This is a genomic window from Gilliamella sp. X-60 (genome assembly GCF_057063585.1).
The window spans coordinates 22,939-49,338 of the sequence record NZ_JBXSQJ010000022.1 but is presented as its reverse complement, the minus strand read 5'-3'; the positions used below and the strand labels follow the sequence as shown (position 1 = coordinate 49,338).

Here is a 26,400-nt window from a genome sequence, read left to right as displayed (position 1 = left end):
GTGTACAGGGGCAGGGTAACCGCACTGATGCTTATGAACTCACCTTTACCGCCATTCCTTATCAAGCCTTAAAACCCTATCGTCCCGCGCCCATACGTTGGCCGCAAGTCAGTGGCACTTTACCTGCCCGTGTCACCAGTCCTAATCATGACACCTATGGTTATATCGACCCGCAAGGGCGCTATCGGGTTAAATTTAATGTTGACCTGAAACAATGGAAAAGTGGCACGGAAAGCTTATGGGTACGTTTAGCCAAACCTTATGCGGGTAACACCTATGGTTTTCACTTTCCGTTAATTGACGGTACTGAAGTAGCCATTGCCTTTATGCAAGGCAATCCTGATAGGCCATATATCGCCCATGCGATGCATGACAGTGCTCACCCTGACCCTATTACCACCATTAACAAACACCGCAATGTGATTCGCACGCCGGCTAATAACAAACTGCGCATGGATGATAAACGCGGGCAAGAGCATATTAAAATCGCCACCGAATACGGCAAAAGCCAACTTAATTTGGGGCATTTGGTCGATAATAAAAAAGGACAACGTGGTGAGGGCTTTGAACTGCGCACCGACGAATGGGGGGCGATTGCCGCTAATAAAGGCTTATACTTAACCACCCAAACCCAGCCAAAAGCGCAAGGCAAACAGCTCGATATGCAAGCGGCCATTGCCCAAATTGAAAATGCCTTATCCATTGCCAAAGCCCTACAAAATGCCGCTACCCAGTCCGAAGCGCACAGCGCCGATACCGACAGCCAAGACCAACTTAAAGCCAACTTAACTCAGCTAACCCAAAGTGGCTTACTGGCCTATGCGCAAGAAGGCATGGCTCTAACCAGCCCTGAAAATATCCAACTATCGACAGCTAACAGCCTGACCTTAACCAGCGAACATCAAACCGATATTAACGCTTTAAACAACGTCACCCTTTCAGCGGGCGAGGCGATTGGCTTATTTGCCCAAAAATCAGGCATGAAACTGTTTGCCAACCAAGGCGATATCGAGGTGCAAGCCCAAAATGCCAACCTCAATATGGCTGCCAAGCAAGATATTAAAGTGGATAGTGTCGATGGTGAGGTAACTATCACAGCGAGCGATGAACTAACGCTCATTTGCGGTGGCTCTTATATCAAAATCAGCAGTGAAGGCATCGAACTGGGTACACAGGATAATATCTATCTTAAATGCAATGTGATGCAGAAGATGGGGGTAGCAACAAAATCAATTACTTCTTTGACATTACCCAAAGTTACTTCAGAGGCTAATGAAAAAATTTGTTTACCATGTTTGATACGAGCTGCAGAAAAAGCGCAAATGCTAGTGATATTAGGAGATGAATAATGTTAAATCAACATATTTCTTATCAAACATTTTTGGAACAACAAAAGCAATCCAGATATAAACTCTCGCTTTATGTATTAGTCGATGGGCTAGAATATGAACGCTTATTTCAAAATGAAATTATTCAAGATAAAAATACATTACCACTTTTTATCCGTCCAAACAATAAAGAGGTCGCTTTTGCAGGGCCTTGGCTTATCGATATTATGCAAGTTGATAAAAATGTACAAAATTCACTATTGCAGCTTGAAAAAACGTATCCATCTGTTATGTGGTTAATTTCAATTCTTAGCTTAGATTATTTATTTAACCAACTAGAAAACCAATTACATTTACAATTACCTAATAAACGTAATGCATTATTACGTTATTATGATCCACGTGTCTTAAACAAGCTACAAAATGTGCTCACACCTAAACAATTTAAACTATTTACATTAAATATCGTTGACTGGATCTATTTTCATAATAATCATTACTATTCCCTAATAAAAGGTAAATTATAATGCAATTTTGTAAAGAACAAATGAATGCTGTATCTCATCAAGAAGATGAAGAGTACCTTTGGCAAGTAACGCATAAGATCAAAAATGATAAACGTTTAACTTTACCAGACGAAGATATTAATAAGTTATTTCGGCGATTAAAAGAAACTTATAACTACCTTATTGCCCTCGGTTTTACGAAAGAAGCACTTATCGAGGCATTTTTATACGGGGAAGCCGTAACGCCGGGTTATAAGAATAATCCAATAATTAAAGATTGGATTGAAAAAAAGGATCATATTCCAGAAAAACAATATGAAGATTTGCTTATTATTGCAGAGAAAAAGCAAAAAGGATTACTTTAAGGAAAAACAATCATGCCGATACTTATTCTGATTGAAGAAATACTAGCGATAATGGGAGCTTCTATAATCGCTTATCAGACTAGCAAAGAAACATCGGATTATCCTCCAGGTTATGAAATAAGCTCTACGCCTATTTTGGAACCCAAAAAAACACATCATCATATCTACCCTGTATATCAAGACCCTATGATTTATATGGCTATATTTAAAGCGATAGAATCAGTAACAAATAAGGCTTTAGAAGATAATGAAATAATTGATATGACTGGAGAAGATGATATAGAGCCCGATACACCAGAGGCAATAGCAGAATTAGAAAAAGAGATCGAACTAATACAAACATATCATATTAATTCTTATAAGAAAAAACTTGAGAGGTTAAGACGAGGCGAACCAATTAGTCCAGCGTTAACAGAAACACAGTTATTAACCCTTATTGATAATTGTGAAAAAGAAATTAAAGAGATACAACATGATATTGAGATGGCTAAATATTATAATATAAGAGTCTTAACTGATCATGAAAAAGAATTGATTAAAGCTACAATCGCTGAAAAAATGGTTAGAATAAAAGAAGATCAGCTTGAAAAAAGCCAACGGTGTAACTGCTCTATTTCATCATTTATTACGAAAAAAATGTTTCGCCGTAATATGAGCGATCTGTCAGCTGATTACCAGTGTGCGTTTACTGGCGAATCTTGGGCGCGTACAGAAAATCCGAAAACGGGTAAAATGTCGCTAGAAATCAAAGAATGGCTTTATGAAGGCCCTGCAGGAAAAGCTGATTTCGATGGTTGGCTGGAACAATTTTGTTTGTTGCTTGAAATGAAAGCCAATTATGACTCCTTGATGTTTAGCCGAACAAAATTTAATACCCAAACAGGTCAGCCAAAATTAAAACGATTGGGTAAGCAAAAAATAAAGGGATTCAAAAGACAAGCCGAAAAACATGACAAAATTTGTTCTGCTCATCCATATGCTCACTGCTGTTGGGTTTTTATGACCCCCCTTGCCTATAATGCTTTTTTGAAGATGTTAAACAAGGCTTCCTACCCTTCAATCAGTGCAATTTGGGTTCCATTACTGTAATTAACATAAAGAGATTAATATGACTAAATACATTGAATCAGACGATATTCAGTTTAGTATCATACTTTATTTACCAAAGACAACAACACTCACTTTTACTGATTTTTATCAACGTTTAGAAAATGCCTTAAAGGCTTATCAAGATAGTTTTGATTCAAACATGCGTTGGTACCTATCTAAAAACACCATAAGAGCGAAACCAGAAGAGTTAGTCTACTGCCCTGAGGGTTTTACTGATTTTGGGATGAAAAAGCTTGCTTTAGCCTACCAAAAAATTGAAAAGAACAATGATACGCAGATTTTTTTTATTGATGGTGAACCGACAAGTGTCGGGCAGGTTATTACTTATAATGTTGATAAATCATTTTTTGATGACGCTCTGATTAGTTCTGATATTGACTTTTTTTTCACTAAATCTGAAGATTTACAGCTGTTAAAGCAAATCACAACCTTTGTGACTAAATTGGCTAATGTTTTTATAGATAGCTATATTGAAATTGATTTGATGGAAAGAGTTGAAGCTATATTTCCTAAACGAATTGGTACCTCACTAATTGTTTACATTCCAGCACCACTAAATGCAAAGGATTATCCAGAAGCGCATAAAATTATTCCTATTAATCAAAATGATAAACAGGTTGGCACTGTCATTGTATCGCTCGATCACTTTCCATTTTTTAAAAATATTGAGGATGTGAAAACAATGAATCGCCTTGATGTTCGGTTACGCGAAGCGGATTTGCTACCAGAACGAAGTAATTTATGATTATCCCTAAACTTACTAAGTCAAGACATTAAGGTTGTCTGGTTACAAATTGAAATTCAGTCATCAGAAACTGAGATAAAGACATTATGGATAAAAAATGAGGCTGCTATTGCCAAAGTAACCAAACCCAATGGGGAGTTATCTTTAGTCGAAAACACGGCTGCATGGACTAAGCACCTTTTACAAGCGAGTAATATACCCAGTAGCACACTGATTGTGGGCACGGCATTACGGGTCGAGATAAATGATACAAAGTTATCGACAAACAACAATCAAGCAATAGATGCACAAGATAACGTGTGGTTAAAAGTCGATGTACTTGATGATAAAAACCGAAAAAAAAGTGGTTGGGTGTTAGTAATGGTGAAGGTGCTAGGCGGGCATGTTGTTGGGATTGGTTTGATTTTATGCAGATAAAAGAAACGTTATCTATACTTGATAAAGGGAACAGTTGTGTAAATACCCCATGATGAGAACAAAACTGACGTAGAAAATTATGCTACCTGTTTTCGTGTTTTCTACTCATATTTAATGCCTGATAGGGTCTTTCGGTGTTATAAATGGAAATATTCTAGGTAAACACTCGTTGTCAACATGCAGCATTTCGTCCAGATAGGTTCTGTTATCGCGTTTAGCTTGCGTCTTAACTTATCTTCAATGGGCTTTTCAACATAAAACCGTCGTTTAATACCATCACTGATAGTTTAATAACGTTCTTTCTTACTAGTTAAAGGGATAAAAGCTTTAATCGGGTTTTCTTTAACTCGTTATAAAGGGACGACAATCGGTCATAAAACGTTTTTCCAAATCGGTGACGGCTATTTTTCTTTATGATATAAGTGCCATATCGCTAACTGGTGATCAATCGTTAGTTTTGTTTTTTATGTATATTTATTACTGTAGTTTTTTAAATTATTTTAAATAAGGCGAGTAATTCCAATAAATTAAATATTCGAGGATTCAAAAGATAAAAAGTAAAAGCTTAAGCGGTTTGTTCACTTTTATAATTAGGTCAAACCGCATGACATAATTGTATTGAAAATACCTTATACGTTTTTAGAAGATCATTTTAATCTTGAATTCTAAGCAACTCGGTGTTTTTCTGTCGCTAAACTTAATTTATCGTTAGCTTTTTAATTACTGTTGAAAATTAAATTTAGCATTTAAATAAAAATAACCAATTCATTACAAGGTTGATATTAATCGCTTTGGCGATAATTTGTTACTTTGCATCACGCCGGCGCCAATAAATTGCTTGCCTTGATAAATTCGCACCAAGGTTTCAACTTGTGTAGCGCTTTCAAATTCAATGGTTCGCCCTAACAATATATCTTTACCTTGTGCATCAGTCAGCGTTATTTTTGGACGATCTTGTAACGGGCTATCAACAGGCATTAACAGTTCATCCTTTTCTGTCCTATTTTGTAATGCATCTAAACTGATCATTTTATCAATCGGATAATTAGATACTTGCAAACGCCTTAAATAAATAACATGTGCCCCACAACCCAGTAATTCGCCCAAATCATCAATAATAGTTCGAATATAGGTGCCTTTAGAGCAGTGTATTTCTAGCGTTAATTCGTTTTTTATAGCATCAAATTGGATAAATTGATTTTCGTAAACGGTAATAGGTCTAGCTTCACGTTCAATGACAATACCTTGGCGGGCATATTCGTAAAGTGGTTTACCTTGATATTTTAAAGCCGAAAACATGGTCGGTACTTGTAAAATATCACCTCGAAAATGCATTAAAGCTTGGTTAATTTGCGATTCGTTCACTTTAACAAGTTTGGTACAAATAATTTGGCCATCCGCATCTGAGGTATCTGTACGTTCACCAAGTTTGGCGATCACTCTATAACGTTTGTCTGAATCTAATAAATACTGTGAAAATTTGGTCGCTTCACCAAAACAGATAGGTAGCATACCTGTCGCTAATGGATCAAGTGCCCCTGTGTGCCCCGCTTTTTTAGCATTAAATAGCCATTTCACTTTTTGCAGAGCATCGTTGGATGTCATGCCTTGTGGTTTGTCTAGTAACAAAACGCCGTGAAGATCACGGCGAGTTCTTTTTATATTCATCATTTATTTTATACTGAAACGTATAGTTACCTGAAACTTTTTGACAAAATTCAGGACTATTTTTTTAATATTAATCTTTATGACGCTCGTTATCATGCTTGATAACATCCGCCACCAAACTCGACATTTGCATACCTTTAACAAGCGACTCATCGTAAAAGAATTTGATCTCAGGAATGATCCGCAAACGCATCGCTTTGCCAATTAACGTGCGAATATAGCCTTTAGCGTCATTAAGTACCGCTAAACCTTGTTCAATCACTTGCGGATCATCATCATTTAAAAAAGTGACAAACACTTTAGCATAGGCAAGATCGCGCGAGATATCAACACCCGAAACAGTGACCATGCCAAGACGAGGATCTTTGATTTCTCGCTGTAAGATAATTGCAATTTCTTTTTGTAATTCATGCCCAACTCGAGATGAACGATTAAATGCTTTTGCCATATCTATTTTCCTTAAAAAATGAATAAGCAAGGCTAAACCTTGCTTATAACATTAATACGTTGTCATTAGATCGTACGTTTGATTTCAATAGTTTCAAAGACTTCAATCGTATCGCCAACACGAACATCGTTGTAGTTGCGCACACCTATACCACATTCGGTTCCATTACGCACTTCGTTAACATCATCTTTAAAGCGACGTAATGATTCAAGTTCACCTTCATAGATAACCACGTTATCACGTAGAACACGAATTGGATTGTGACGTTTAACCACACCTTCGGTTACCATACAACCGGCAATTGCACCAAATTTAGGCGATTTAAATACATCACGCACTTCAGCAAGACCAATAATCTCTTGTTTGTACTCTGGTGCAAGCATACCGCTCATGGCTTGTTTAACTTCGTCAATCAGATCATAAATTACTGAATAGTAACGAAGATCTAAGTTTTCTGATTCAATTACTTTACGTGCAGAGGCATCGGCACGAACATTAAAGCCTAAAATAATCGCATTTGATGCAGCTGCCAGTGATGCGTCAGTTTCAGTGATACCACCCACGCCTGATCCAATAATTTTAACTTTAACTTCGTCTGTTGACAGTTTAAGTAATGAATCTGAGATCGCTTCAGCCGAACCTTGAACATCCGCTTTTAATACGATATTAAGCTCAGAAACATCGCCTTCTGTCATATTAGTAAACATGTTTTCAAGTTTCGCTTTTTGCTGGCGAGCAAGTTTCACATCACGGAATTTACCTTGTCGATAAAGAGCAACCTCACGCGCTTTCTTTTCATCACGTACAACAGTTGCTTCATCACCTGCCGATGGCACACCCGATAAACCAAGGATCTCAACTGGTATAGAAGGACCCGCTTCTGTCACTTCTTTGCCTAGTTCATTACGCATTGCTCGAATTCGTCCATATTCAAATCCACAAAGAACGATATCGCCTTTACGTAATGTACCTGATTGCACTAGCACTGTCGCAACCGAACCGCGACCTTTATCAAGGAATGATTCAATAACCACACCACTTGCCATACCAGTTTCGTATGCGGTTAATTCAAGGACTTCTGCTTGTAATAAAATAGCTTCAAGTAGTTGATCAATACCGGTTCCTGCTTTTGCTGAAACATGAACAAACTGGGTATCACCACCCCAATCTTCTGACATTACACCATATTGCGCAAGTTCACCTTTTACGCGCTCAGGATCGGCTTCCGGTTTATCAATTTTGTTCACCGCAACCACAATTGGCACGTTTGCCGCTTTAGCATGCTGAATCGCTTCAATGGTTTGTGGCATCACGCCATCATCAGCAGCAACAACAAGTACCACAATATCCGTTGCTTTAGCACCACGCGCACGCATTGAAGTAAATGCCGCATGACCCGGAGTATCTAAGAATGTAATTTCACCATTTGCTGTTTTCACATGGTAAGCACCAATGTGCTGAGTAATACCACCCGCTTCACCTGATGCCACTTTCGCTTTACGGATATAGTCAAGTAATGAGGTTTTACCATGGTCAACGTGCCCCATAATGGTGACAACTGGCGCGCGTGCAACTTTTTCTGCACCGGTATCACGGTCGCTCATGAGCGATTCTTCTAGCTCATTTTCACGGCGAAGCACCACTTTATGCCCCATTTCTTCAGCAACAAGTTGCGCCGTTTCTTGATCGATAACCTGATTAATAGTTGCCATTGCGCCCATTTTCATCATGGTTTTGATGACTTCAGAGCCTTTTACGGCCATTTTATTAGCCAATTCGGCAACAGTAATAGTCTCGCCAATAACCACATCGCGGTTAACTGCTTGTACAGGTTTATTAAAGCCCTGCTGTAAGGTACTTTTACCTTTCTTTTTATGACCACTACGTGTCGCAGCCCGAGCTTCTTCTCGTTCTGCTTTGCCTTCCGATAGTTTGCTGCCTTTTTTCTGCTTAGTCTGTTTACCACTACGACCTCGCCCTCGAGCACTTTCAACTTCACGATCGGTATCGTCTTCTGCGGCTCTCGCATATTTCGAGGTTGTCACATGATAATCTTCATCTTCGGTATGATCACTATCATCAGCCTCATTATATTGTTCAGCGAGTTTACGCGCTTCCTCAGCCATACGTTTAGCATCTTCCTCTAATTTTCGGCGACTTTCTTCTTCAGCTTTACGTTTAATTTCGTTCGCTTCAGCTTCTAACCGTGCTTTTTCCTCTTGAGCTTTTTTCACTTTAGGATCTGCTGAATGTTCTTGCGCTGCTTTCGCTTTTTCTTCTTGAGCACGTTTTTTGGCTTCTTGCGCCTCTTTCTTTTCTTGTTCTTCAGCTTCTTTGCGCGCTTTTAATTCGGCTTCTTCTTTCGCTTTTTGCTCTGCTTCAAGGCGTGCCTTTTCTTGTTCAGCGGCAATTTCGGCTGGATCACGTTTAACAAAAGTTCGTTTTTTACGAACTTCTACTTTAATTTCTTTGCTTTTGCCACCACCGCTTGACACATTCAAGGTTGAGTGCGTTTTACGTTGCAATGTTAGCTTTGTTGGGCCTTGCTGAGGTTTTAAGTGAGCAAGCAAAGCTTCTTTTTCCTTTTGTGTAACAGTATCAGATGCGGTTTTCTTCATACCTGCATCGGCAAACTGTTGCAAAAGTGTTTGCACTGGAGTGTTTATCTCTTGAGCCAGTGTTTCGATTGATACTTTGGTCATGTATTACTTTTCCTCAATTATTCATCTGCAAACCAACAAATATTACGTGCAGCCATAATAAAATCGCCAGCTTGTTCGCTTGTTAAACCTTCAATATCGTTTAGATCCTCGGTACCTTGTTCAGCTAAATCTTCCAAAGTAATGATGTCATGTTGCACAAATTGATAGGCTAACTCTTGTGTCATACCTGGCAGATTAAGTAAATCTTGAGCAGGTTGTTTATCGCCACTATTTGCTAGTGCCATTGTAGTTAATGCGTCTTTTGCTCGACTTCTTAAAGCTTGAACTAAATCTTCATCCAGTTCTTCAATTTCAAGTAATTCGTCAACTGGCACATAGGCAAGTTCCTCAAGTGAGGTAAAGCCTTCTTCAACTAACAACTGTGCAAGTCCTTCATCAATATCAAGATGTTTAATTAGATTATTGATTGCCGCAAAAGATTCTGCATGGTGTTTTTCTTGCAAATCTTCGGTACTCATCACATTTAATGTCCAACCAGTAAGTTGTGATGCTAAACGAATATTTTGACCATTACGACCTATTGCCTGTGGCAATGTGTCAGCATTGACTGCCACATCCATGGTATGTTTATCTTCATCAACAACGATGGAAACAACATCGGCTGGCGCCATGGCATTAATCACATATTGAGCAGGATTATCATCCCATAAAACAATATCAATACGCTCACCACCAAATTCATTAGATACAGCTTGTACACGCGCACCTCGCATGCCAACACATGCACCAACAGGATCAATACGACGATCATTACTGCTAACTGCAATTTTAGCGCGCGAACCAGGATCACGAGCCACACCTTTGATGTCGATCATCTCTTCGCCAATTTCCGGAACTTCAATGCGGAATAGTTCTTCCATCATTTCAGGATTTGAACGGCTAATGCAAAGTTGTGCAGGTTTATTGTTTTGTTCAACTAAATATAAAATACCACGAACGCGATCGCCAATTCGGAAGTTTTCGCGCGGTAACATATCATGACGAGACATCATGGCATCAGCATTGTTACCTAAGTCAAGAATCACGCTGTCACGATTGGTTTTTTTGACAATACCTGTCACAATATCACCAATACGATTTCTAAACATGTCAATCACCATGGCACGTTCAGCTTCGCGCACTTTTTGCACAATTACTTGTTTGGCCGTTTGCGTAGTAATACGGTCAAAAGCAACAGATTCAATTTGTTCTTCAATATAATCGCCAAGTTGTACTGATGAGTCTTCATATTGTGCTGCATCTAACGTTATTTCTTTCGTTGGTTGGGTCACTTCATTAACTACTTGCCAACGGCGGAAAGTGTCATAATCGCCTGTTTTATGGTCGATTTTTACTATAACATCAATATCAACAGCATGCTTCTTTTTAGTGGCCGTTGCTAATGCGGTTTCTAATGCTTCGAAAATTTTGTCGCGCGTAAGCGCTTTTTCGTTTGATACCGCTTCAACAACAGCTAAAATTTCTTTATTCATCCTTTACACCCGTACTCTATTTAAGGTTAAAATTAGGTACTATGTTCGCTTTTTGGATATTACTAAAAGCAAACACTTCATCACTATCATCCACAGTTAATGTAATCATCTCACTATCGATAGACTTAATTCGCCCTTTCCACTTGCGTCGGTTAGCAACAGGAATACGTAAACTAATTGCGACTTCTTCACCAATAAAACGTTGATAGTGTTCAAGCGTAAACAAAGGCCTATCCATGCCGGGCGATGAAACTTCAAGATTGTATGCATCTTTGATAGGGTCTTCAACATCAAGCACCGAGCTAATTTGTCGACTAACATCAGCACAATCATCAACAGTTATACCATTTTCACTATCAATATAAACTCGTAACACAGGATAACGGCCACGAATGTATTCAACGCCAACTAACTCAAAACCAAGTGCATTCACTGGCTCTTGAATGATATCGGTCAATTGCTGTTCTATATTAGCCAAACAAACCTCCACTGCAGAAAATAAAAAAGGGCATATAGCCCAACATTTCTTTTAAACTTACGCTTAAATAATAACACGAAAAAAAACCTCGACATGCGAGGCTTACATTCAAAAAACTAACTATAATGAAGCCACTTCATTCGAACTTTCAAACAATAACAGGATAGATTGATTTATGAATGAAAATTTAAGTGGTTGCGGGGGCTGGATTTGAACCAACGACCTTCGGGTTATGAGCCCGACGAGCTACCAAGCTGCTCCACCCCGCGATAGATGAATGAGAATTATACGGCATTTTCAATAAAATGCAACTGCAAATCACGCTTGTTTTATCATTAAGCTTAAAGTTATTAAAAAATATCACGCGTTGATTTTAATGTGCACACCAAATAAATTAAGCATAACTGATTAACTAATATTGGCACAATAATTCGTTTTTCAAGTCGATTATTGCGCCTATTACATTGTGCTATAAATTACTTACCAGTTGCCTTTTTCATTGTTTGGACAAAATTTGCCAATTCACTAAGCATTTGCTGTGGATTAACAAGATTTTTCTCAATAATTTTAACCGTTGCTGATCCACTAATTGCCCCAGCCGCACCTGATTTAATCGCTTCGCTAACTTGAGTTGGCTCGGAAATACCAAATCCTTGTAAAGCCGGAGGCGCACCAAACTCAATTAATTTTTTTAACAAATGAGTAAGTGGTTTATTCGCGCGATTTTCAGCACCAGTAACACCTGCACGTGAGACCAAATAGGTATAACCTTTACCATGCTTAGCAATATTCTTAATGACTTCATCATCAGCATTAGGTGGACAAATAAAAATTGGCGCTATATTGTATTTTTCTGCTGCCCCTGTAAATTCTTTTGCATATTCAACAGGTAAATCGGCAATCAACACCGAATCAACTCCCGCTTTGGCGCACTTGGCATAAAAATTGTCGATACCTTTTTTGAAAACTAAATTAGCATAAATAAGTAACCCTATTGGGATATTAGCATATTGCGCTCTCACATTAGTTAGAATCTCAAAACACTTTTCAACGGTTATTCCACCTTTGAATGCACGAATATTAGCATTTTGAATGGTTGGACCATCGGCCATCGGGTCTGAAAATGGAATACCTAATTCTAACGCATCGGCGCCAGACTCAATCAAAGTTTGGATGATTTTAAACGACTGTTCTGGCGTTGGATCGCCAACCGGTACAAAAGGAACAAAAGCGCCACGTTTTTCGGCTGTTAATGTGGCAAACAGTTTTTGATAACGGTTCATTCGACTTCTCCTTTTGCTTTTAAAATATCATAAACGGTGAAGATATCTTTATCGCCACGGCCTGATAGATTAACGATTAATAGCTGTTCTTTAGTGGGGTTTTCTTTAATCATTTTCATAGCATAGGCGAGTGCATGTGATGATTCTAGCGCCGGGATAATGCCCTCATGTCGCGATAAGGCCTTAAAGGCATCAAGCGCTTCATCATCGGTAATGGACACATAATCAGCGCGACCAATACTATCTAAATACGCATGCTGTGGTCCAACCGATGGGAAGTCAAGTCCTGCTGATATCGAATATGATTCTTCAATTTGCCCTTCATCTGTTTGCATCATTGGCGATTTCATACCAAAATAAATCCCCAATTTACCATGTTTAAGCGAAGCTCCATGTTCACCAGATTCGATACCATGACCACCGGGCTCAACACCTATTAATCTGACCGATTTATCATCAATGAAATTAGCAAACATACCAATAGCATTTGAGCCACCGCCAACACAAGCAATCACCGCATCTGGCAAACGCCCTTCTTTTTCAAGAATTTGTTGTTTTGCTTCACGGCTGATCATTTGCTGAAATTCACGCACAATGGTTGGAAAAGGATGCGGACCCGCTGCCGTACCAAGCATATAATGAGCTTTTTCATAACTTCCAGACCAATCGCGCAATGCTTCGTTACAGGCATCTTTTAAGGTTGCAGATCCTGTTTCAACGGGGATCACCGTTGCCCCCATGAGTCGCATTCTAAACACATTCGGTGCTTGGCGTTTAACATCTTTCGCACCCATATAAATTCGGCATTTTAAACCCAGTAATGCACACGCTAAAGCTGATGCAACTCCATGTTGCCCCGCCCCCGTTTCAGCAATAATTTCGGTTTTGCCCATTCTTTTAGCAAGCAACGCTTGTCCTAAAACTTGGTTCGTTTTGTGCGCACCGCCATGTACCAAATCTTCCCGTTTTAAATAAAGCTTGGTTTTCGTGCCAGCGGTTAGATTTTTACATAAAGTTAATGCAGTTGGTCTGCCTGCATAGTTCACTAATAAATCATTAAACTCTTTTTGAAAGTTAGGATCATTGATTGCCGAAATAAAGGCGTCCTCAAGTTGCTCAAGTACAGGCATTAATATTTGGGGAACATATTGCCCACCAAATTCGCCAAAGTAAGGATTTAATTTAGACATAACCATTCCTTTTTTTAAAATTAAAAATTAAATTTGTTCAAATGCAGCTTGGATTTTCTGTTTATCTTTAATACCTGGTGACACTTCAACCCCTGAATTAAGATCAACTCCTATCACACCCGTCGCTAAAGCTGCCTTTATATTCTGTGGATTAATACCACCAGCTAAAATGACATTATTTAAATTGTGATCAGCAAGCATTGTCCAATCAAAACATTCGCCGGTGCCACCAGCCCCGTTGTCGAATAGATAGCGTGAAACTAATGGATTGTCATGTTTAGGGATGGTGCTTCCAATACTTAGTGCTTTCCAAATTTGACAAGTTTTAGGTAATCCTTGTCGCAATGTTTCGATATAGTTTTCATCTTCATCGCCATGCAGTTGGACAGCATATAAGGATAACTGTTTTGCTATTTGGTATACGGTTTCAATCTCTTCATTTCGAAAAACACCAACCCAATTCAGTGGTGCCGAGGCAATAACTGTTCGTGCCTTAATTGGCTGTATATAACGCGCTGAATTTGTCACAAAAATCAAACCACCATAAACAGCACCCGCTTGATAAGCATTTACTGCATCTTCAGTACGTGTTAAGCCACAGACTTTATTTTCACCTAACATCACTTTGCGAATCGCCAACGTCAAATTGGGTTCTGACATTAACGCACTGCCAATTAAAAATCCGTTAGCGTAATGGCTGAGATCTTTAACCTGACTATGGGTATAAATACCCGACTCACTAATAATAATGCGATCGCTTGGAATTGACTTAGATAAAACTTTTACCCGATTTAGATCAACCGTCAGATCCCTTAAATTACGATTATTAATACCGATTACTTTTGCTCCGAGTTGGATAGCTCTGTCAACCTCGTTTTCGGTGCTAGCTTCAGTCAGTATGCCCATATTAAGTTGATGAGCAATGTTACTTAAATGACAATATTCATCATCGTTCAATACAGATAACATTAATAGTATCGCATCGGCTTGATAATAGCGCGCTAAATAGATCTGATATTCATCGATAATAAAATCCTTACAAAGCACTGGTTGTGTCACTTCATTGCGAACTATTGGTAAAAATTCAAAGCTACCTTGGAAATATTTTTCGTCAGTCAGCACCGAAATTGCCGAAGCATAATCTTTATAAACGCTAGCAATACGCGCTGGATCAAAATCATCTCGAATCAATCCCTTTGATGGTGATGCTTTTTTACACTCTAAAATAAATACTTTTTGGGGTTGAGTTAGTGCTTGATAAAAATTGCGATCACTGGGTATTACTGCTGATTTGAACATTGCAAGTGGCTTTGCTGTCTGCTGCTCAGTTAACCAAATTTGTTTATCTTCAATGATCTTTTTTAATACTGTTGCCATTTCAACATTTTTTGCTAAGGCTGCAATTGCCATGTTGTTCTCCATTTGTTATCTTGCTGCTAATTGTTGTAATAGCGCATAAGCTTTTCCGCTGTGCATCATTTCTATTGCACGCTGCGCATTTTGTTTTAAGTCTTCTTCACCAAACAAACTCATTAGCATCGCGACATTAACAGCAATGGCTGCCTCGTGAGCCGGTTTACCATGACCTTGTAAAATGGCAATTAACATATCACGATTCTGCTCAGGCGTACCACCTTCAATATCTTTTAAGCTATATGTTGGTAAGCCAAAATCGTCCGGTGTAAGAGTAAAGTAACGGATTTCGCCATTTTTCACTTCCGCAACGCAGGTTTCGCCATGAATGGCAACTTCGTCCATACCGGCACCATGCACCACATAAGCATGTTGATAGTTAAGCATTTGTAATGTTTCTGCGATCGGCTTGATTAAATCTGGATGATACACACCAAGTAAAATACGTTTAGGTCGAGATGGATTGATCAACGGTCCAAGAACATTAAAGATAGTGCGTGTTTTTAACTGCTGACGAACTGACGCCGCATGGCGAAAACCTGAATGATATTGCTGAGCAAACAAAAAACACACGCCAAGTTCATCTAATGCTTGGCGGGAAGCTTGTGCCGGCATATTTAATTTAATGCCTAACGCAGAAAGTACATCCGAAGAACCTGATTTACTTGATACACCACGATTACCATGTTTGGCCACTTTATAACCCAATGCAGCAGCCACAAAGGCGCTGGCAGTTGAGATATTAATACTATTGGTGCCATCCCCGCCTGTTCCGACAATATCGGTAAAATCATAATCGGGGATATCAAAAACGTCAGCATTTTCAAGTAAAGCTTGAGCAGCACCAGCAATTTCATCTGGTTTTTCACCTCGAACTTTCATACTAATAATCGCGGTTGCTAATACTGTTGGTTCAATTTTACCTTGAATAATTAAATTAAACAGTATGTTACTTTCTGCTTGTGTGAGCACTTGCCCTAAATATAATTTATTAAGAATCGGCTGAATATTGTATTCTTGCTTGTCAACAATAGCATCTTGTTTTGTTTGTTCTTTTTTGTCTGGTGGATTAAGTGCCCACGCAATTGTTTGCTCTAACAGTTTTACCCCTTGAATGGTTAGAATTGATTCAGGGTGAAACTGAAACCCACAAACGCGATCTTCATCATTACGCACTGCCATGACAATATTATTGCAAAGCGCATTGATAGTGAGTGTTTTCGGGATGTTTTCGCCTTTTAAAGAGTGATAACGCGCAACCGGTAGCGGATTAGGTAATCCTTTAAACATCGCTTGTTCATCATGTTCAATTAGCGAGGCTTTACCATGCAAAATATCGCCGGCTGGTACAATTGTTCCACCATAGGATTCAACAATTGCTTGATGACCAAGGCAAATACCAATAATAGGTAATTTACCTTTTAAGCGTTTGAGCAATTCAGGCATGCAGCCAGCTTCGCTTGGTGCGCCAGGACCAGGTGATAACATTAAAATAGGATTTTGCATTTGTGACAGTTTTTCAATAATCACATCGGCAGGAATGGTATTTCGATAAATAGTCACACAATGCTTTCTATTACGTAATTGATCAACCAAATTGTAAGTAAAGGAATCAATATTATCGATAAATAAGATATTAGCCATTAGAATTCACCTTCTACATGATGTGCCGCCATAATCGCGTGGATAACAGCTCGCGCTTTATTACGCGATTCATCAGATTCAGATTGTGGTTCTGAATCGAAAACCACACCAGCACCAGCTTGTACTGTTGCAACCCCCTCTTCTACGTACGCACTACGAATTACAATACAAGTATCCAAATCACCATTCGCGGTAAAATAACCAACAGCGCCACCATAACTACCCCGTTTAACTTTTTCCGATTCGGCAATTAATTGCATAGCGCGAACTTTGGGTGCACCAGTTAATGTGCCCATATTCATGGTAGCTTGATAAGCATGCAGCGCATCTAAATCACTACGCAACTGCCCCACCACACGCGAAACCAAATGCATCACAAACGAGTAACGATCGACTTTTAATAACTCTTTGGTGTAACGAGTACCTGATTTACAAATACGAGCTAAATCGTTACGGGCTAAATCCACTAACATTAAGTGTTCAGCCAACTCTTTTTTGTCAGTACGCATTTCAAGCTCTAATCGGCTATCTAAGTCATAATCAATTTCACCCTTGGCGGTTAATCCTCTTGGACGGGTGCCCGCAATAGGGTAGATTTCAACTTGATTAGTTGCTTTAGTGTATTTAAGTGCGCTTTCAGGCGATGCGCCAAATAACACAAAATCACTATCTTGCATATAAAACATATAAGGACTTGGATTATTGTTTTTTAATACCTGATAAGCCGATAATGGATTAGGACAAGGTAACGAAAAACGCCTTGACGGTACCGCTTGGAAAATTTCCCCCTGTTGAATCGCATCTTGCATTTTTTTGACAATCGTATTGAAATCATCATCACTTCTATCACAAGTGACCTTGATATTTACTAGCGACTGCGTTTGGATGGCTTTTATTGGTTGATTTAAAGTTGCTTCTAACTCGGCTAATGTTAATGCTAAGCGTTCTATTTCTAGCTCGTCTGATGTAAACGCTGTTGCTTTTAAAATGGATACATGATCTTTATGATTTATCTCTAATAAAGTTTCAGCCAAATAAAAACAGAATTCTTGGCACCGCTGATCGGAAGATAAAATAGGTAGATTTTCAAAGCTAGCGACAAGGTCATAACAAAATAGCCCACCAACAAAAACTGCATCTTGACCGCATTGCTTAGAAATATTCACAATAGTTAACAATGTACGTAATGCATCAAAGACTGAGAGTGACTTTAATCGCGAATCTTCATCTTGCAGACTATCAATAGTCGGAAAAACCAATTTAAGTGTTTGTTCATCCACTTGTACAATATCTAACTTGTCTGTAAAAGCCTGTTGTAATAAAGGCAATAGCTTTTCACCATTTGTGGTCAATGCCTTAAAAGTCACTTCATTATTTATTGCCGAAATACGTAATGCACTATCGACAATCATGACACTTTTAATTCCTTGCTTATTATCAATTTCGGCTGATTCAAGCAACAAAGTTGCCGGTTTGCTATCACATAATTGATAAAACACCTGAGTCGGATCTTGATAATACCCGATGGTTTTGGTTAGCTGTGTTAATGTTGGCTTGTTCATTGTTGGCTCTCTATCTATATTTAATTTTTATTCATACCGATTCTTTGACCTGCTAGAAACAAAAAACCCGCACTAAGCGGGTTTTATAAGAAAAGACAATACGTCATCACATCACCCGCCAAAAGTAATGTGCCACCAACCAAAAACAGTGGTTTGACGAATGTAAGTTAGAAAGTATTGTCGTTTCATTATTTTTTATATGCTTAACACAAATTATGTACTATTAAACTAGTTCATTGATTTATTGTCAAGGAAATATTGTATAAATAATTATCAAATTTGCATTCACGCATTTAAAAAGCAATAATTCGTGATTCTCTTAAAAATTAAACGGAAAAAGAATATAGAATCAGCTATTCTTCAATTTTTTTATCGAACCTAGAATATCCCATTCCTCTTTTCAAGTAAGCCTCTTTAACTTGACTGCAAGGATAGCCATCTTTAATTGAAAGTTCTAATTTATTTTTTTCCTGCCAATCCAACTCTTGAGATTTAATTTCTTGTAGCTTATTAACACATGAATTATAAGTATTAATAAATTCTGCATTATTTTCTATATATAACTTTACAAATTTGTCGCTTTCATTTTTCCAAGCCTTTTCCCAACTACTTCTACAAACGGATAATTGCGCTATATCGTCTGCACAATATAGAGATTTTTTTGCTTCAATTGTCTGAATATCAGCATTAGTTAATTCATCAGCGGCTTTTTCTTCTAATGCTTTTTGAGCAATACTACAATTAGAATTTGTTCTTTTATCTAATTTACAAAGAGACTGCATTTTTAGCTTTAGCTCATCAAAAGATAGTTGTTTTAACTCTTTTATACCCTCATCTACTTTTTCATTATAAATCGTTTTCCACGCTTCACATTTGGGGTTTTCTCTTTGCGTGAATGTTAATCTATTCTGACATTCTTCAACCTTTAAATATTCATTAACAGAATCATTCCATGACAAACCCATAAGTTGTTTATTAATAGTGGACATCTCTGATTCTATTGCTTGTTTTTTTCTTCTTCTTTTCGTTTCTTTTCTAATTCGTATTTTAATTTTTTATCTTTTTTAATTGCAGTCTCCGCAGCACGGCATTCTGTATCTTCTTCTACTTTTTTGATACCTTTTTCATCATTTGCCATAAATGCTTTTTTAAAATCCTTATTACATTGTTCCATTTTTTTATTAGCTGCATCTATGTTTTTTAAAAAGTACTCTTCATTTTTTTTATCACAACCAACTAAAATTAAGGTAGTTGTTAATACGAATACAACAGCCTTTAAAGCTTTCATTTTCTCTCCTATTTAAATAAAATTAAAATTTTCCATAAAGTTAAATAATATTCTAGTCATTATTAGTAGATATTAGGCGAAGAATCTAATTTTTTCAGTAAATGATCTGATAATTAATGAACAAAATTAGAGCATGATAATTCTAATAATTTTATAATTATATACAACATAAATTTATATAATTACAAAACATATCCTGTTGTATGTGTAAGAACTTATAAAAGAGTATTAGCATTATGGTACAAAAAACCAAGAGAATAGATAAATAATAAATTTTATTATAAAAATCAGTTATAACTAGTCAAATATTGAAATTATGCTTAGAATAACTAAACATTTTTATTATAAAAAATTATAAGGATTTTTGAACTATGCCTGTATTTTATATCGTCATTGGTGTTATTGTTTTACTTGCTTTAATTACTGTCTTAAAAGGCATTACGATTGTTCCTCAAGGTTACCAATATACCATTGAGCGTTTTGGTAAATATACGCATACGCTTGAACCTGGTTTAAATATTATTATTCCATTTATGGATGGTGTTGGTCGTAAGATTAATATGATGGAACAGGTACTTGATATTCCATCACAAGAAGTTATTTCAAAAGATAATGCCAACGTGCAAATTGATGCGGTGTGTTTTATTCAAGTACAAGAAGCAGCAAGAGCGGCATATCAAGTAAATCAACTAGAACGTGCTGTGATTAATTTAATGATGACTAATATCCGTACGGTTTTAGGTAGCATGGAATTGGATGAAATGTTATCACAACGTGATCATATTAACTCAAAGTTGCTAAATATTGTCGATGACGCAACAAGCCCATGGGGAATCAAAATTACCCGCATTGAAATTCGAGACGTTCGCCCACCAGCAGAATTAATTGCTGCAATGAACGCGCAAATGAAAGCTGAACGTAATAAACGTGCTGAAATTCTTGAGGCGGAAGGTGTTCGCCAAGCTGCAATTTTACGTTCAGAAGGTGAAAAACAATCTGAAATATTAAAAGCTGAAGGTGAAAAACAAGCTGCATTTTTACAAGCAGAAGCGCGCGAACGTGCTGCCGAAGCAGAAGCAAGAGCAACTCAAATGGTATCTGATGCTATTGCTGCGGGTAATATCAATGCGATTAACTACTTTGTTGCGCAAAAATATACTGAAGCGCTACAACAAATTGGCTCATCTGATAATAGTAAAGTGATTATGATGCCACTTGATGCGTCAAGTTTAATGGGTAGCATTGGCGGTATTGCTGAATTAATTAAAAACACGAAATAAAAAATCAAATTTTATACTTAAACATAGTGTTTCCTGAAACTTTTTGACAAAATCTATAAACGCTATGTTTAAGATTTTTACTGAATGGATTTTAAAGGTAATTGATGATGACTGATTTTTTTATGACTTTTTATAGTTTTCCTCATTGGGTGTTTATCGCTTTAGGTGGAATTTTGCTAATTGCTGAACTACTAGGCACTGGCGGATACGGACTTTGGAGTGGAATTGCAGCCATTATTGTAGGTTTAATTGCTTGTGTTTTATCGCTTTCTTGGCCAATTTTATGGATTTTATTTGCAATACTAACCCTTGCATCTGCTTACCTTTGGTGGCTCTGGCTTAAAAAACAAGGAAAAGATAAATCACCTAAAGGCGAAATTAATCAACCACAACAAGATTTGATTGGTATTAAAACGGTTGTCACTGATGCTATTGTTAATGGTTCTGGCCGTGTAAAAATCAAAGACGGAACATGGTCAGCAAGATGCGATCAAGATCTTAACGTCGGTCAACGTGTTGAAGTTATCTCTGTTGACGGTTTAATCTTAAACGTACAGCCCTTGAATAGCTAATGACATTGAATTAATGTTATTGTGCTCTTATCAAGAATAAAAATACGTGTTCAAAACACGTATTTTTTATGACTACAAAAGCAAAAAACGAATCACAAAAAAATGATCTTCATATGGATAAATATCAGAAATCACCTTTTTCAAATCGCTTAACGTCATGTTTTCTTGTTTTGCGTGTTCTTCCGTTAACTGGTCAAGAGTAACTGGTGTAACACTGATTATTTTTATAGTGCAAAAATACTCGTCAGTTTCAAAAGTACCAACACGAAGCTTATCGCCAGCTTTAAAATGTGACTCTTTATTATCACGGATAGTAATAACTTTTAAACCAGCTAAAATATCGGACTTAAAACGTTGATAAAAAGTAATATCATTTTGCATAATAATTATCCTGCATAAGTAATCAGCAACTTTTCTTTTTTACTTTGATTATATATTTTATTGCCATATTACATGTAGTCCCGTCTTCATCACCAAAAACAGAACGAGTAGCACGAAAGTTCCTAAGCAATCACTAAATAAACACACATTTGTTGAAGAAGCTGTAGGACAAGATCAAATTCAAACATAATACTGATCACACAATAAAACCGTCGACCAATGCCGACGGAAAATTAAAAATTTATTTATCAAGCAAAGTGAAAGTTTTCTTATCTTGTGTTGTTGAATCGGAACCTATAAACACATTAAATTTGCCAGGTTCTGCAACATATTGCATTTTGTCATTCCAGAATTTTAACATATCATATTTAATAACAAATTTTACTTCGCCTTTTGATTGCGGTTTTAAGGTAATATTTTCAAAACCAATCAATTCTTTAACAGGACGACTAACTGACGCTGTAACATCTTGCAAATAGAGCTGAACAGTTTGCATGCCTTCTTTCTTACCAATATTTTCGACATTAACTGTAACAACAATTTCACCCTCTTTGTTCATTTCAGTACTAGATAAAGAAAAGTCCATCGCAAAGTTGGTATAACTTAAACCAAAACCGAATGGGAATAATGGTTCGTTTGGACTATCAAAATACGAGGTCGTATATTTACCCATATTTTCAGTACCGCGTGGACGCCCCGTATTTAAATGGCTGTAATAAACAGGGATTTGACCGACATTATCAGGAAAAGACATTGGCAACTTCCCAGAGGGGTTATAATCACCAAATAACACATCGGCAATAGCATTACCACCTTCAGTGCCTAAAAACCAAGTTTCAAGCATAGCATCGGCTTGAGCATATTCTTCAGATAACGTTAATGGACGACCATTCATTAATGCAATAACTAAAGGCTTACCTGTTGCTTTGAGCGCTTTAAGCAAGCGTTTTTGACTTGCAGGTAAAGAAAGATCCGTTCGGCTTGATGATTCATGCGCCATACCTTCGGCCTCGCCAACAAAGGCAATGACAACATCAGATTTTTGGGCTATTTTAACCGCTTCAGCAATCATTTTATCCGCCGGTCTATTATCAAACTTAGCTGTTTCGCCATATAAATTTAAAAATCGATATAAATTTGCATCATCAGAAAGGTTGGCACCAAAGGCGTAATTAACTGATTTTGAATTCTTAACTGCGCTTTTAATACCTTCTAATGGCGTTACCGCCAAATTAGCGCGTCCAGCACCCGCCCAACTGCCCAAAATATCACGTTTGGAATCAGCCAATGGACCAACCACCGCAATTTTCTTATTTTTAGCTAGAGGTAAAATCTCATTTTCATTTTTTAATAACACAATACTACGACGCGCCACATCACGGGCTTCTTCACGATGCAATCGATTATCAGCAAACATTGTATCAATATCTAATTTTGGGTCTAAATTACGATTAGGATCACTAAATAACCCCATATCATATTTAAGCTCCAGAATACGGCGACATGCTTGATTGACTTCATCTTCTGTAATAGCACCTTCTTTAACCAATTCAGGCAAAAATTGTAAGAAATATTCATCATTCATACTCATATCAATGCCAGCTTTAATGGCAACTCGAACAGCATCTTTTGGATCACTTGCCACTCCATGATTAATCAGCTCACGAATAGCACCATGATCACTGACTACAACGCCATCAAAATGCCACTGATTGCGTAACACTTCGGTTAATAACCAATGATTAGCAGTTGCAGGAATACCATTAACGCTCACAAGTGAAACCATGACTGCACGACTTCCAGCATCAATTGCCGCTTTATAAGGCACTAGATATTCTTGAAACATTTTACGTTCACTCATATCGGTGCTGTTATATTCACGCCCACCTTCAACTGCTCCATAAAGCGCAAAATGTTTTACAGCAGTAACCAGTGATTTTTTATCGGCAAGCGATTGCTTTTGCATCTTTTGAACAAAAATGCGCCCAGCTTCTGATGTTAAATAAGGATCTTCACCAAATCCTTCTGACACTCGCCCCCATCTTGGATCACGTGTAATATCAACCATAGGAGCCCAAGTAATATTTAATCCGTCCGATGTCGCTTCCTCGGCTGACACTTCAGCCGCTTTTGCTATCGCGCCACGATCCCAAGTTGATGCAATACCTAAATTAATCGGAAACACAGTTCGATGACCATGAATGATATCAAAGCCAAAAAACAGTGGGATTTTATTGGGAGATTTTAAAGCACGTTCTTGCATTCGAAAAAGGTCAGGTTCGACAACAGTATTAAAAATACCACCAATTTCACCAGCTTCGATTTGATCAAGCACTTTATCTAATGTTAGATCACCACCAACGCTAATCAAACGTAATTGTCCCGCTTTTTCTTGGAGCGTCATTTTTGATAATAGATTATCAATAAAGGTTTTCTTTTCATCCTTTACGTTTTTAGCATCTTTGACATCCTTAATGTCGTGAACGTTTTGAACTTCCTTTTCTTTTTTTATTTCGATATTAGGATTTTGTGCAAATAAGTATCCAGAAAAAACAAGAAAAAATAAAAATAGCGCTAATTTTTTTATCATAATAAATATTGTTATAATTAAGAGGATAGACAAGTAAATAGCATAACGTATTCATAAAAAAAAATCTCATTCTTTACGCTACTTACATTTACGTTTAAGGCAGCATAGCAGTTGTTGGATAAACACCCATACCCAAAAGATAAATGATAATTGTTAAAGGATAATATTGCCGACATTTATCGGCAATATTAACATAACAAATTAGTCTCTAAAATTAGTAAACTGAAACGGTTGACCGAATTCGCCATTTTTAACTAACGCCATAGTCGCTTGTAAATCATCGCGTGATTTACCAGTAACTCGAACTTGTTCGCCTTGCACTTGAGCTTGCACTTTAATTTTGCTGTCTTTGATGCTCTTTACAATTTTTTTAGCTAACTCTTTATCAATACCCTGCTTGAGTTTAACCGTAACACTATAAAGTTTACCGCTATGCTCCATTTCTTCAGGGATCTCAAGTGCACCACCATCAATACCTCGTTTGGCTAACTTGTCGCGTAGGATATCAAGTAATTGTTGCACTTGGAAATCAGATTGGCTGGTTGCTTTAATCGTTTCATTTTTTTCATTTAATTCAAACGATGCTTCAACATTTTTAAAATCCCAACGGGTTGTTAGCTCTCGAGTTGCATTTTCAACACCATTTTTAACTTCAGGCATTTGGATTTCTGACACGATATCAAAAGAAGGCATAAATTTTCCTCTTCTAACGGTTATAAAACATAAATAAATTTACTAAAACAAGTGAGATGCATTTGCTGCCTAATAATTTAGGCAGCATTTAACTTTATACTTATGGATTGCAATTAATCAATCGTTCGAAGTAATTCGTTAATACCCACTTTACCTAAAGTTTTGGCATCAACTTTTTTAACAATGACTGCACAATACAAACTATATTTACCATATTTAGTTGGTAAATTACCAGAAACGACAACTGAACCAGCAGGCACACGACCATAATGCACTTCGCCTGTCGCTCTATCGTAAATTTTAGTGCTTTGACCAATAAATACGCCCATTGAAATGACGCTGCCTTCTTCAACAATCACACCCTCAACAATTTCACTGCGAGCACCGATAAAACAGTTATCTTCAATGATAGTTGGATTAGCTTGTAATGGCTCTAAAACACCACCAATACCAACCCCCCCTGATAGATGGACATTTTTACCAATTTGCGCACAAGAACCAACAGTTACCCATGTATCAACCATAGTCCCCTCATCAACATAAGCACCAATATTGACATAAGATGGCATTAATACGGTATTACGAGCAACATAAGCACCTTTACGCGCAATAGCAGACGGAACAACACGGAAACCTTCTTGTTGGAATCTTGCTTCATCATATTCAGCAAATTTTAATGGCACTTTGTCATAATAATTAGTCGGCCCCCCATTGATCAGTTGGTTTTCGTTAATACGGAAAGAGAGCAGAACAGCCTTTTTTAACCATTGATGAGTCACCCAGTCCCCATTGATTTTTTCAGCGACACGCATTTTACCGCTATCTAATAAGGCAATGCATTGGTTAATCGCATCACGTGTAACCGTATCCACATTTGATGGTGTAATTTCAGCACGACGTTCAAATGCTGCTTCAATAATAGTTTGTAATTGTTGCATCTCAAGTTTCCTTTAACTTATAAATCCGTTAGCAAATAATAAATGGATAAACAGTATAATATAATCCGCTTTGCTTTTTAAGTGGTTTAATAAGATCATCTAAATCTACACATTCCCCACTGTTCTTTATTATTATGATGATTAGCGCTTACGAAAAAACAAAAAACACCAAATAAGAAATCAAATAAAAACAATTTTCTAACTGAATGATTTTGGATTAACTTTTTATCAAATTTTTAATTGAAAATAAAAAAATACAATTTATTTGGAGAGTAAGTCACAAATTAAGATCACTAAGTAACCCGT

At 37.4% G+C, this 26,400-nt stretch carries 24 protein-coding genes, 1 tRNA gene and 1 other annotated feature; of the genes, 8 read left to right on the top strand and 17 right to left on the bottom strand.

All coding sequences use genetic code 11. The features are described from left to right. From ACYIAM_RS10905 to ACYIAM_RS10880, 6 genes are all read left to right on the top strand, one after another. Nucleotides 1-1,349, top strand: a 1,349-nt coding sequence (locus ACYIAM_RS10905; protein ID WP_483748273.1) for a DUF2345 domain-containing protein, incomplete at its 5' end; no start/stop codon positions are given. Further along, a complete protein-coding gene (locus ACYIAM_RS10900; protein ID WP_483748272.1) occupies nucleotides 1,349-1,855 on the top strand; it encodes a DUF4123 domain-containing protein in 507 nt (168 codons plus the stop codon). The genes ACYIAM_RS10905 and ACYIAM_RS10900, both read left to right, overlap by 1 nt. After that, entirely contained in the window at nucleotides 1,855-2,199 is a 345-nt protein-coding gene (locus ACYIAM_RS10895) for a hypothetical protein (RefSeq protein ID WP_483748271.1), read from the top strand. The genes ACYIAM_RS10900 and ACYIAM_RS10895 overlap by 1 nt, the downstream gene beginning before the upstream one ends. A gap of 12 nt (nucleotides 2,200-2,211) precedes the next feature. After that, entirely contained in the window at nucleotides 2,212-3,288 is a 1,077-nt protein-coding gene (locus ACYIAM_RS10890; RefSeq protein WP_483748270.1) for a Tox-REase-5 domain-containing protein, read from the top strand. A 19-nt stretch (nucleotides 3,289-3,307) separates the two neighbouring features. Then, nucleotides 3,308-4,054, top strand: a complete 747-nt coding sequence (locus tag ACYIAM_RS10885) for a hypothetical protein (RefSeq protein WP_483748269.1) — start codon at nucleotides 3,308-3,310, stop codon at nucleotides 4,052-4,054. Nucleotides 4,055-4,270: 216 nt separating this feature from the next. Continuing rightward, nucleotides 4,271-4,471: a hypothetical protein gene (locus ACYIAM_RS10880; protein WP_483748268.1), complete on the top strand. Its 201-nt coding sequence runs from the start codon at nucleotides 4,271-4,273 to the stop codon at nucleotides 4,469-4,471. A gap of 768 nt (nucleotides 4,472-5,239) precedes the next feature. Here the strand turns inward: ACYIAM_RS10880 and truB are convergent. The 13 genes from truB to ACYIAM_RS10815 all read right to left on the bottom strand — a co-directional run bounded on the left by truB (nucleotide 5,240) and on the right by ACYIAM_RS10815 (nucleotide 19,640). Next, nucleotides 5,240-6,142, bottom strand: coding sequence for a tRNA pseudouridine(55) synthase TruB (gene truB, locus ACYIAM_RS10875; RefSeq protein ID WP_483748267.1), 903 nt, complete (start codon nucleotides 6,140-6,142; stop codon nucleotides 5,240-5,242). 67 nt (nucleotides 6,143-6,209) lie between these two features. Further along, a complete protein-coding gene (rbfA, locus tag ACYIAM_RS10870) occupies nucleotides 6,210-6,587 on the bottom strand; it encodes a 30S ribosome-binding factor RbfA (protein ID WP_065586528.1) in 378 nt (125 codons plus the stop codon). 65 nt (nucleotides 6,588-6,652) lie between these two features. Next, nucleotides 6,653-9,289 (bottom strand): translation initiation factor IF-2, encoded by a 2,637-nt coding sequence (gene infB, locus ACYIAM_RS10865; protein ID WP_483748266.1) that lies wholly within the window; start codon nucleotides 9,287-9,289, stop codon nucleotides 6,653-6,655. A gap of 17 nt (nucleotides 9,290-9,306) precedes the next feature. Next, nucleotides 9,307-10,782 carry a transcription termination factor NusA gene (nusA, locus tag ACYIAM_RS10860; RefSeq protein ID WP_174796191.1) on the bottom strand — a complete coding sequence of 492 codons (1,476 nt, stop codon included), beginning with the start codon at nucleotides 10,780-10,782 and terminating at the stop codon, nucleotides 9,307-9,309. 16 nt (nucleotides 10,783-10,798) lie between these two features. Further along, entirely contained in the window at nucleotides 10,799-11,260 is a 462-nt protein-coding gene (gene rimP, locus ACYIAM_RS10855) for a ribosome maturation factor RimP (RefSeq protein ID WP_174796190.1), read from the bottom strand. 192 nt (nucleotides 11,261-11,452) lie between these two features. Continuing rightward, a tRNA-Met gene (locus tag ACYIAM_RS10850) sits at nucleotides 11,453-11,529 on the bottom strand. A gap of 207 nt (nucleotides 11,530-11,736) precedes the next feature. Further along, nucleotides 11,737-12,543, bottom strand: coding sequence for a tryptophan synthase subunit alpha (gene trpA / locus ACYIAM_RS10845; RefSeq protein WP_483748265.1), 807 nt, complete (start codon nucleotides 12,541-12,543; stop codon nucleotides 11,737-11,739). After that, nucleotides 12,540-13,733, bottom strand: a complete 1,194-nt coding sequence (trpB, locus tag ACYIAM_RS10840) for a tryptophan synthase subunit beta (RefSeq protein ID WP_085247493.1) — start codon at nucleotides 13,731-13,733, stop codon at nucleotides 12,540-12,542. Before trpB ends, trpA begins: the two co-directional genes overlap by 4 nt. A 27-nt stretch (nucleotides 13,734-13,760) precedes the next feature. Next, entirely contained in the window at nucleotides 13,761-15,143 is a 1,383-nt protein-coding gene (trpCF, locus tag ACYIAM_RS10835; protein WP_483748264.1) for a bifunctional indole-3-glycerol-phosphate synthase TrpC/phosphoribosylanthranilate isomerase TrpF, read from the bottom strand. Between the two features lie 15 nt (nucleotides 15,144-15,158). Then, entirely contained in the window at nucleotides 15,159-16,790 is a 1,632-nt protein-coding gene (trpD, locus tag ACYIAM_RS10830) for a bifunctional anthranilate synthase glutamate amidotransferase component TrpG/anthranilate phosphoribosyltransferase TrpD (protein WP_483748263.1), read from the bottom strand. After that, entirely contained in the window at nucleotides 16,790-18,352 is a 1,563-nt protein-coding gene (locus ACYIAM_RS10825; protein WP_483748262.1) for an anthranilate synthase component 1, read from the bottom strand. The genes trpD and ACYIAM_RS10825 overlap by 1 nt, the downstream gene beginning before the upstream one ends. 57 nt (nucleotides 18,353-18,409) lie before the next feature. Then, nucleotides 18,410-18,496 (bottom strand) — a sequence feature (Trp leader region). Nucleotides 18,497-18,705: 209 nt separating this feature from the next. Further along, entirely contained in the window at nucleotides 18,706-19,341 is a 636-nt protein-coding gene (locus tag ACYIAM_RS10820) for a hypothetical protein (RefSeq protein WP_483748261.1), read from the bottom strand. A gap of 8 nt (nucleotides 19,342-19,349) precedes the next feature. Beyond that, nucleotides 19,350-19,640: a hypothetical protein gene (locus ACYIAM_RS10815; protein ID WP_483748260.1), complete on the bottom strand. Its 291-nt coding sequence runs from the start codon at nucleotides 19,638-19,640 to the stop codon at nucleotides 19,350-19,352. Between the two features lie 371 nt (nucleotides 19,641-20,011). On the opposite strand from ACYIAM_RS10815, the gene ACYIAM_RS10810 reads away from it, so the two are divergent. Next, nucleotides 20,012-20,920, top strand: coding sequence for an SPFH domain-containing protein (locus ACYIAM_RS10810; protein ID WP_065638123.1), 909 nt, complete (start codon nucleotides 20,012-20,014; stop codon nucleotides 20,918-20,920). A gap of 107 nt (nucleotides 20,921-21,027) precedes the next feature. Further along, a complete protein-coding gene (locus ACYIAM_RS10805) occupies nucleotides 21,028-21,492 on the top strand; it encodes an NfeD family protein (protein WP_483748259.1) in 465 nt (154 codons plus the stop codon). A gap of 72 nt (nucleotides 21,493-21,564) precedes the next feature. On the opposite strand, the gene yqfB is transcribed toward ACYIAM_RS10805, so the two are convergent. The 4 genes from yqfB to dapD all read right to left on the bottom strand — a co-directional run bounded on the left by yqfB (nucleotide 21,565) and on the right by dapD (nucleotide 26,094). Beyond that, nucleotides 21,565-21,876 (bottom strand): N(4)-acetylcytidine aminohydrolase, encoded by a 312-nt coding sequence (gene yqfB, locus ACYIAM_RS10800; RefSeq protein WP_483748275.1) that lies wholly within the window; start codon nucleotides 21,874-21,876, stop codon nucleotides 21,565-21,567. Nucleotides 21,877-22,114: 238 nt separating this feature from the next. Beyond that, complete coding sequence (gene bglX / locus ACYIAM_RS10795) at nucleotides 22,115-24,463, bottom strand: beta-glucosidase BglX (RefSeq protein WP_483748258.1); 2,349 nt, start codon at nucleotides 24,461-24,463, stop codon at nucleotides 22,115-22,117. A 201-nt stretch (nucleotides 24,464-24,664) separates the two neighbouring features. Beyond that, the gene (locus tag ACYIAM_RS10790) at nucleotides 24,665-25,156 is read right to left on the bottom strand and encodes a YajQ family cyclic di-GMP-binding protein (protein WP_483748257.1); all 492 of its coding nucleotides are present in this window, start codon (nucleotides 25,154-25,156) and stop codon (nucleotides 24,665-24,667) included. A 113-nt stretch (nucleotides 25,157-25,269) separates the two neighbouring features. Further along, a complete protein-coding gene (dapD, locus tag ACYIAM_RS10785; protein ID WP_483748256.1) occupies nucleotides 25,270-26,094 on the bottom strand; it encodes a 2,3,4,5-tetrahydropyridine-2,6-dicarboxylate N-succinyltransferase in 825 nt (274 codons plus the stop codon). Nucleotides 26,095-26,400: the final 306 nt, after the last annotated feature.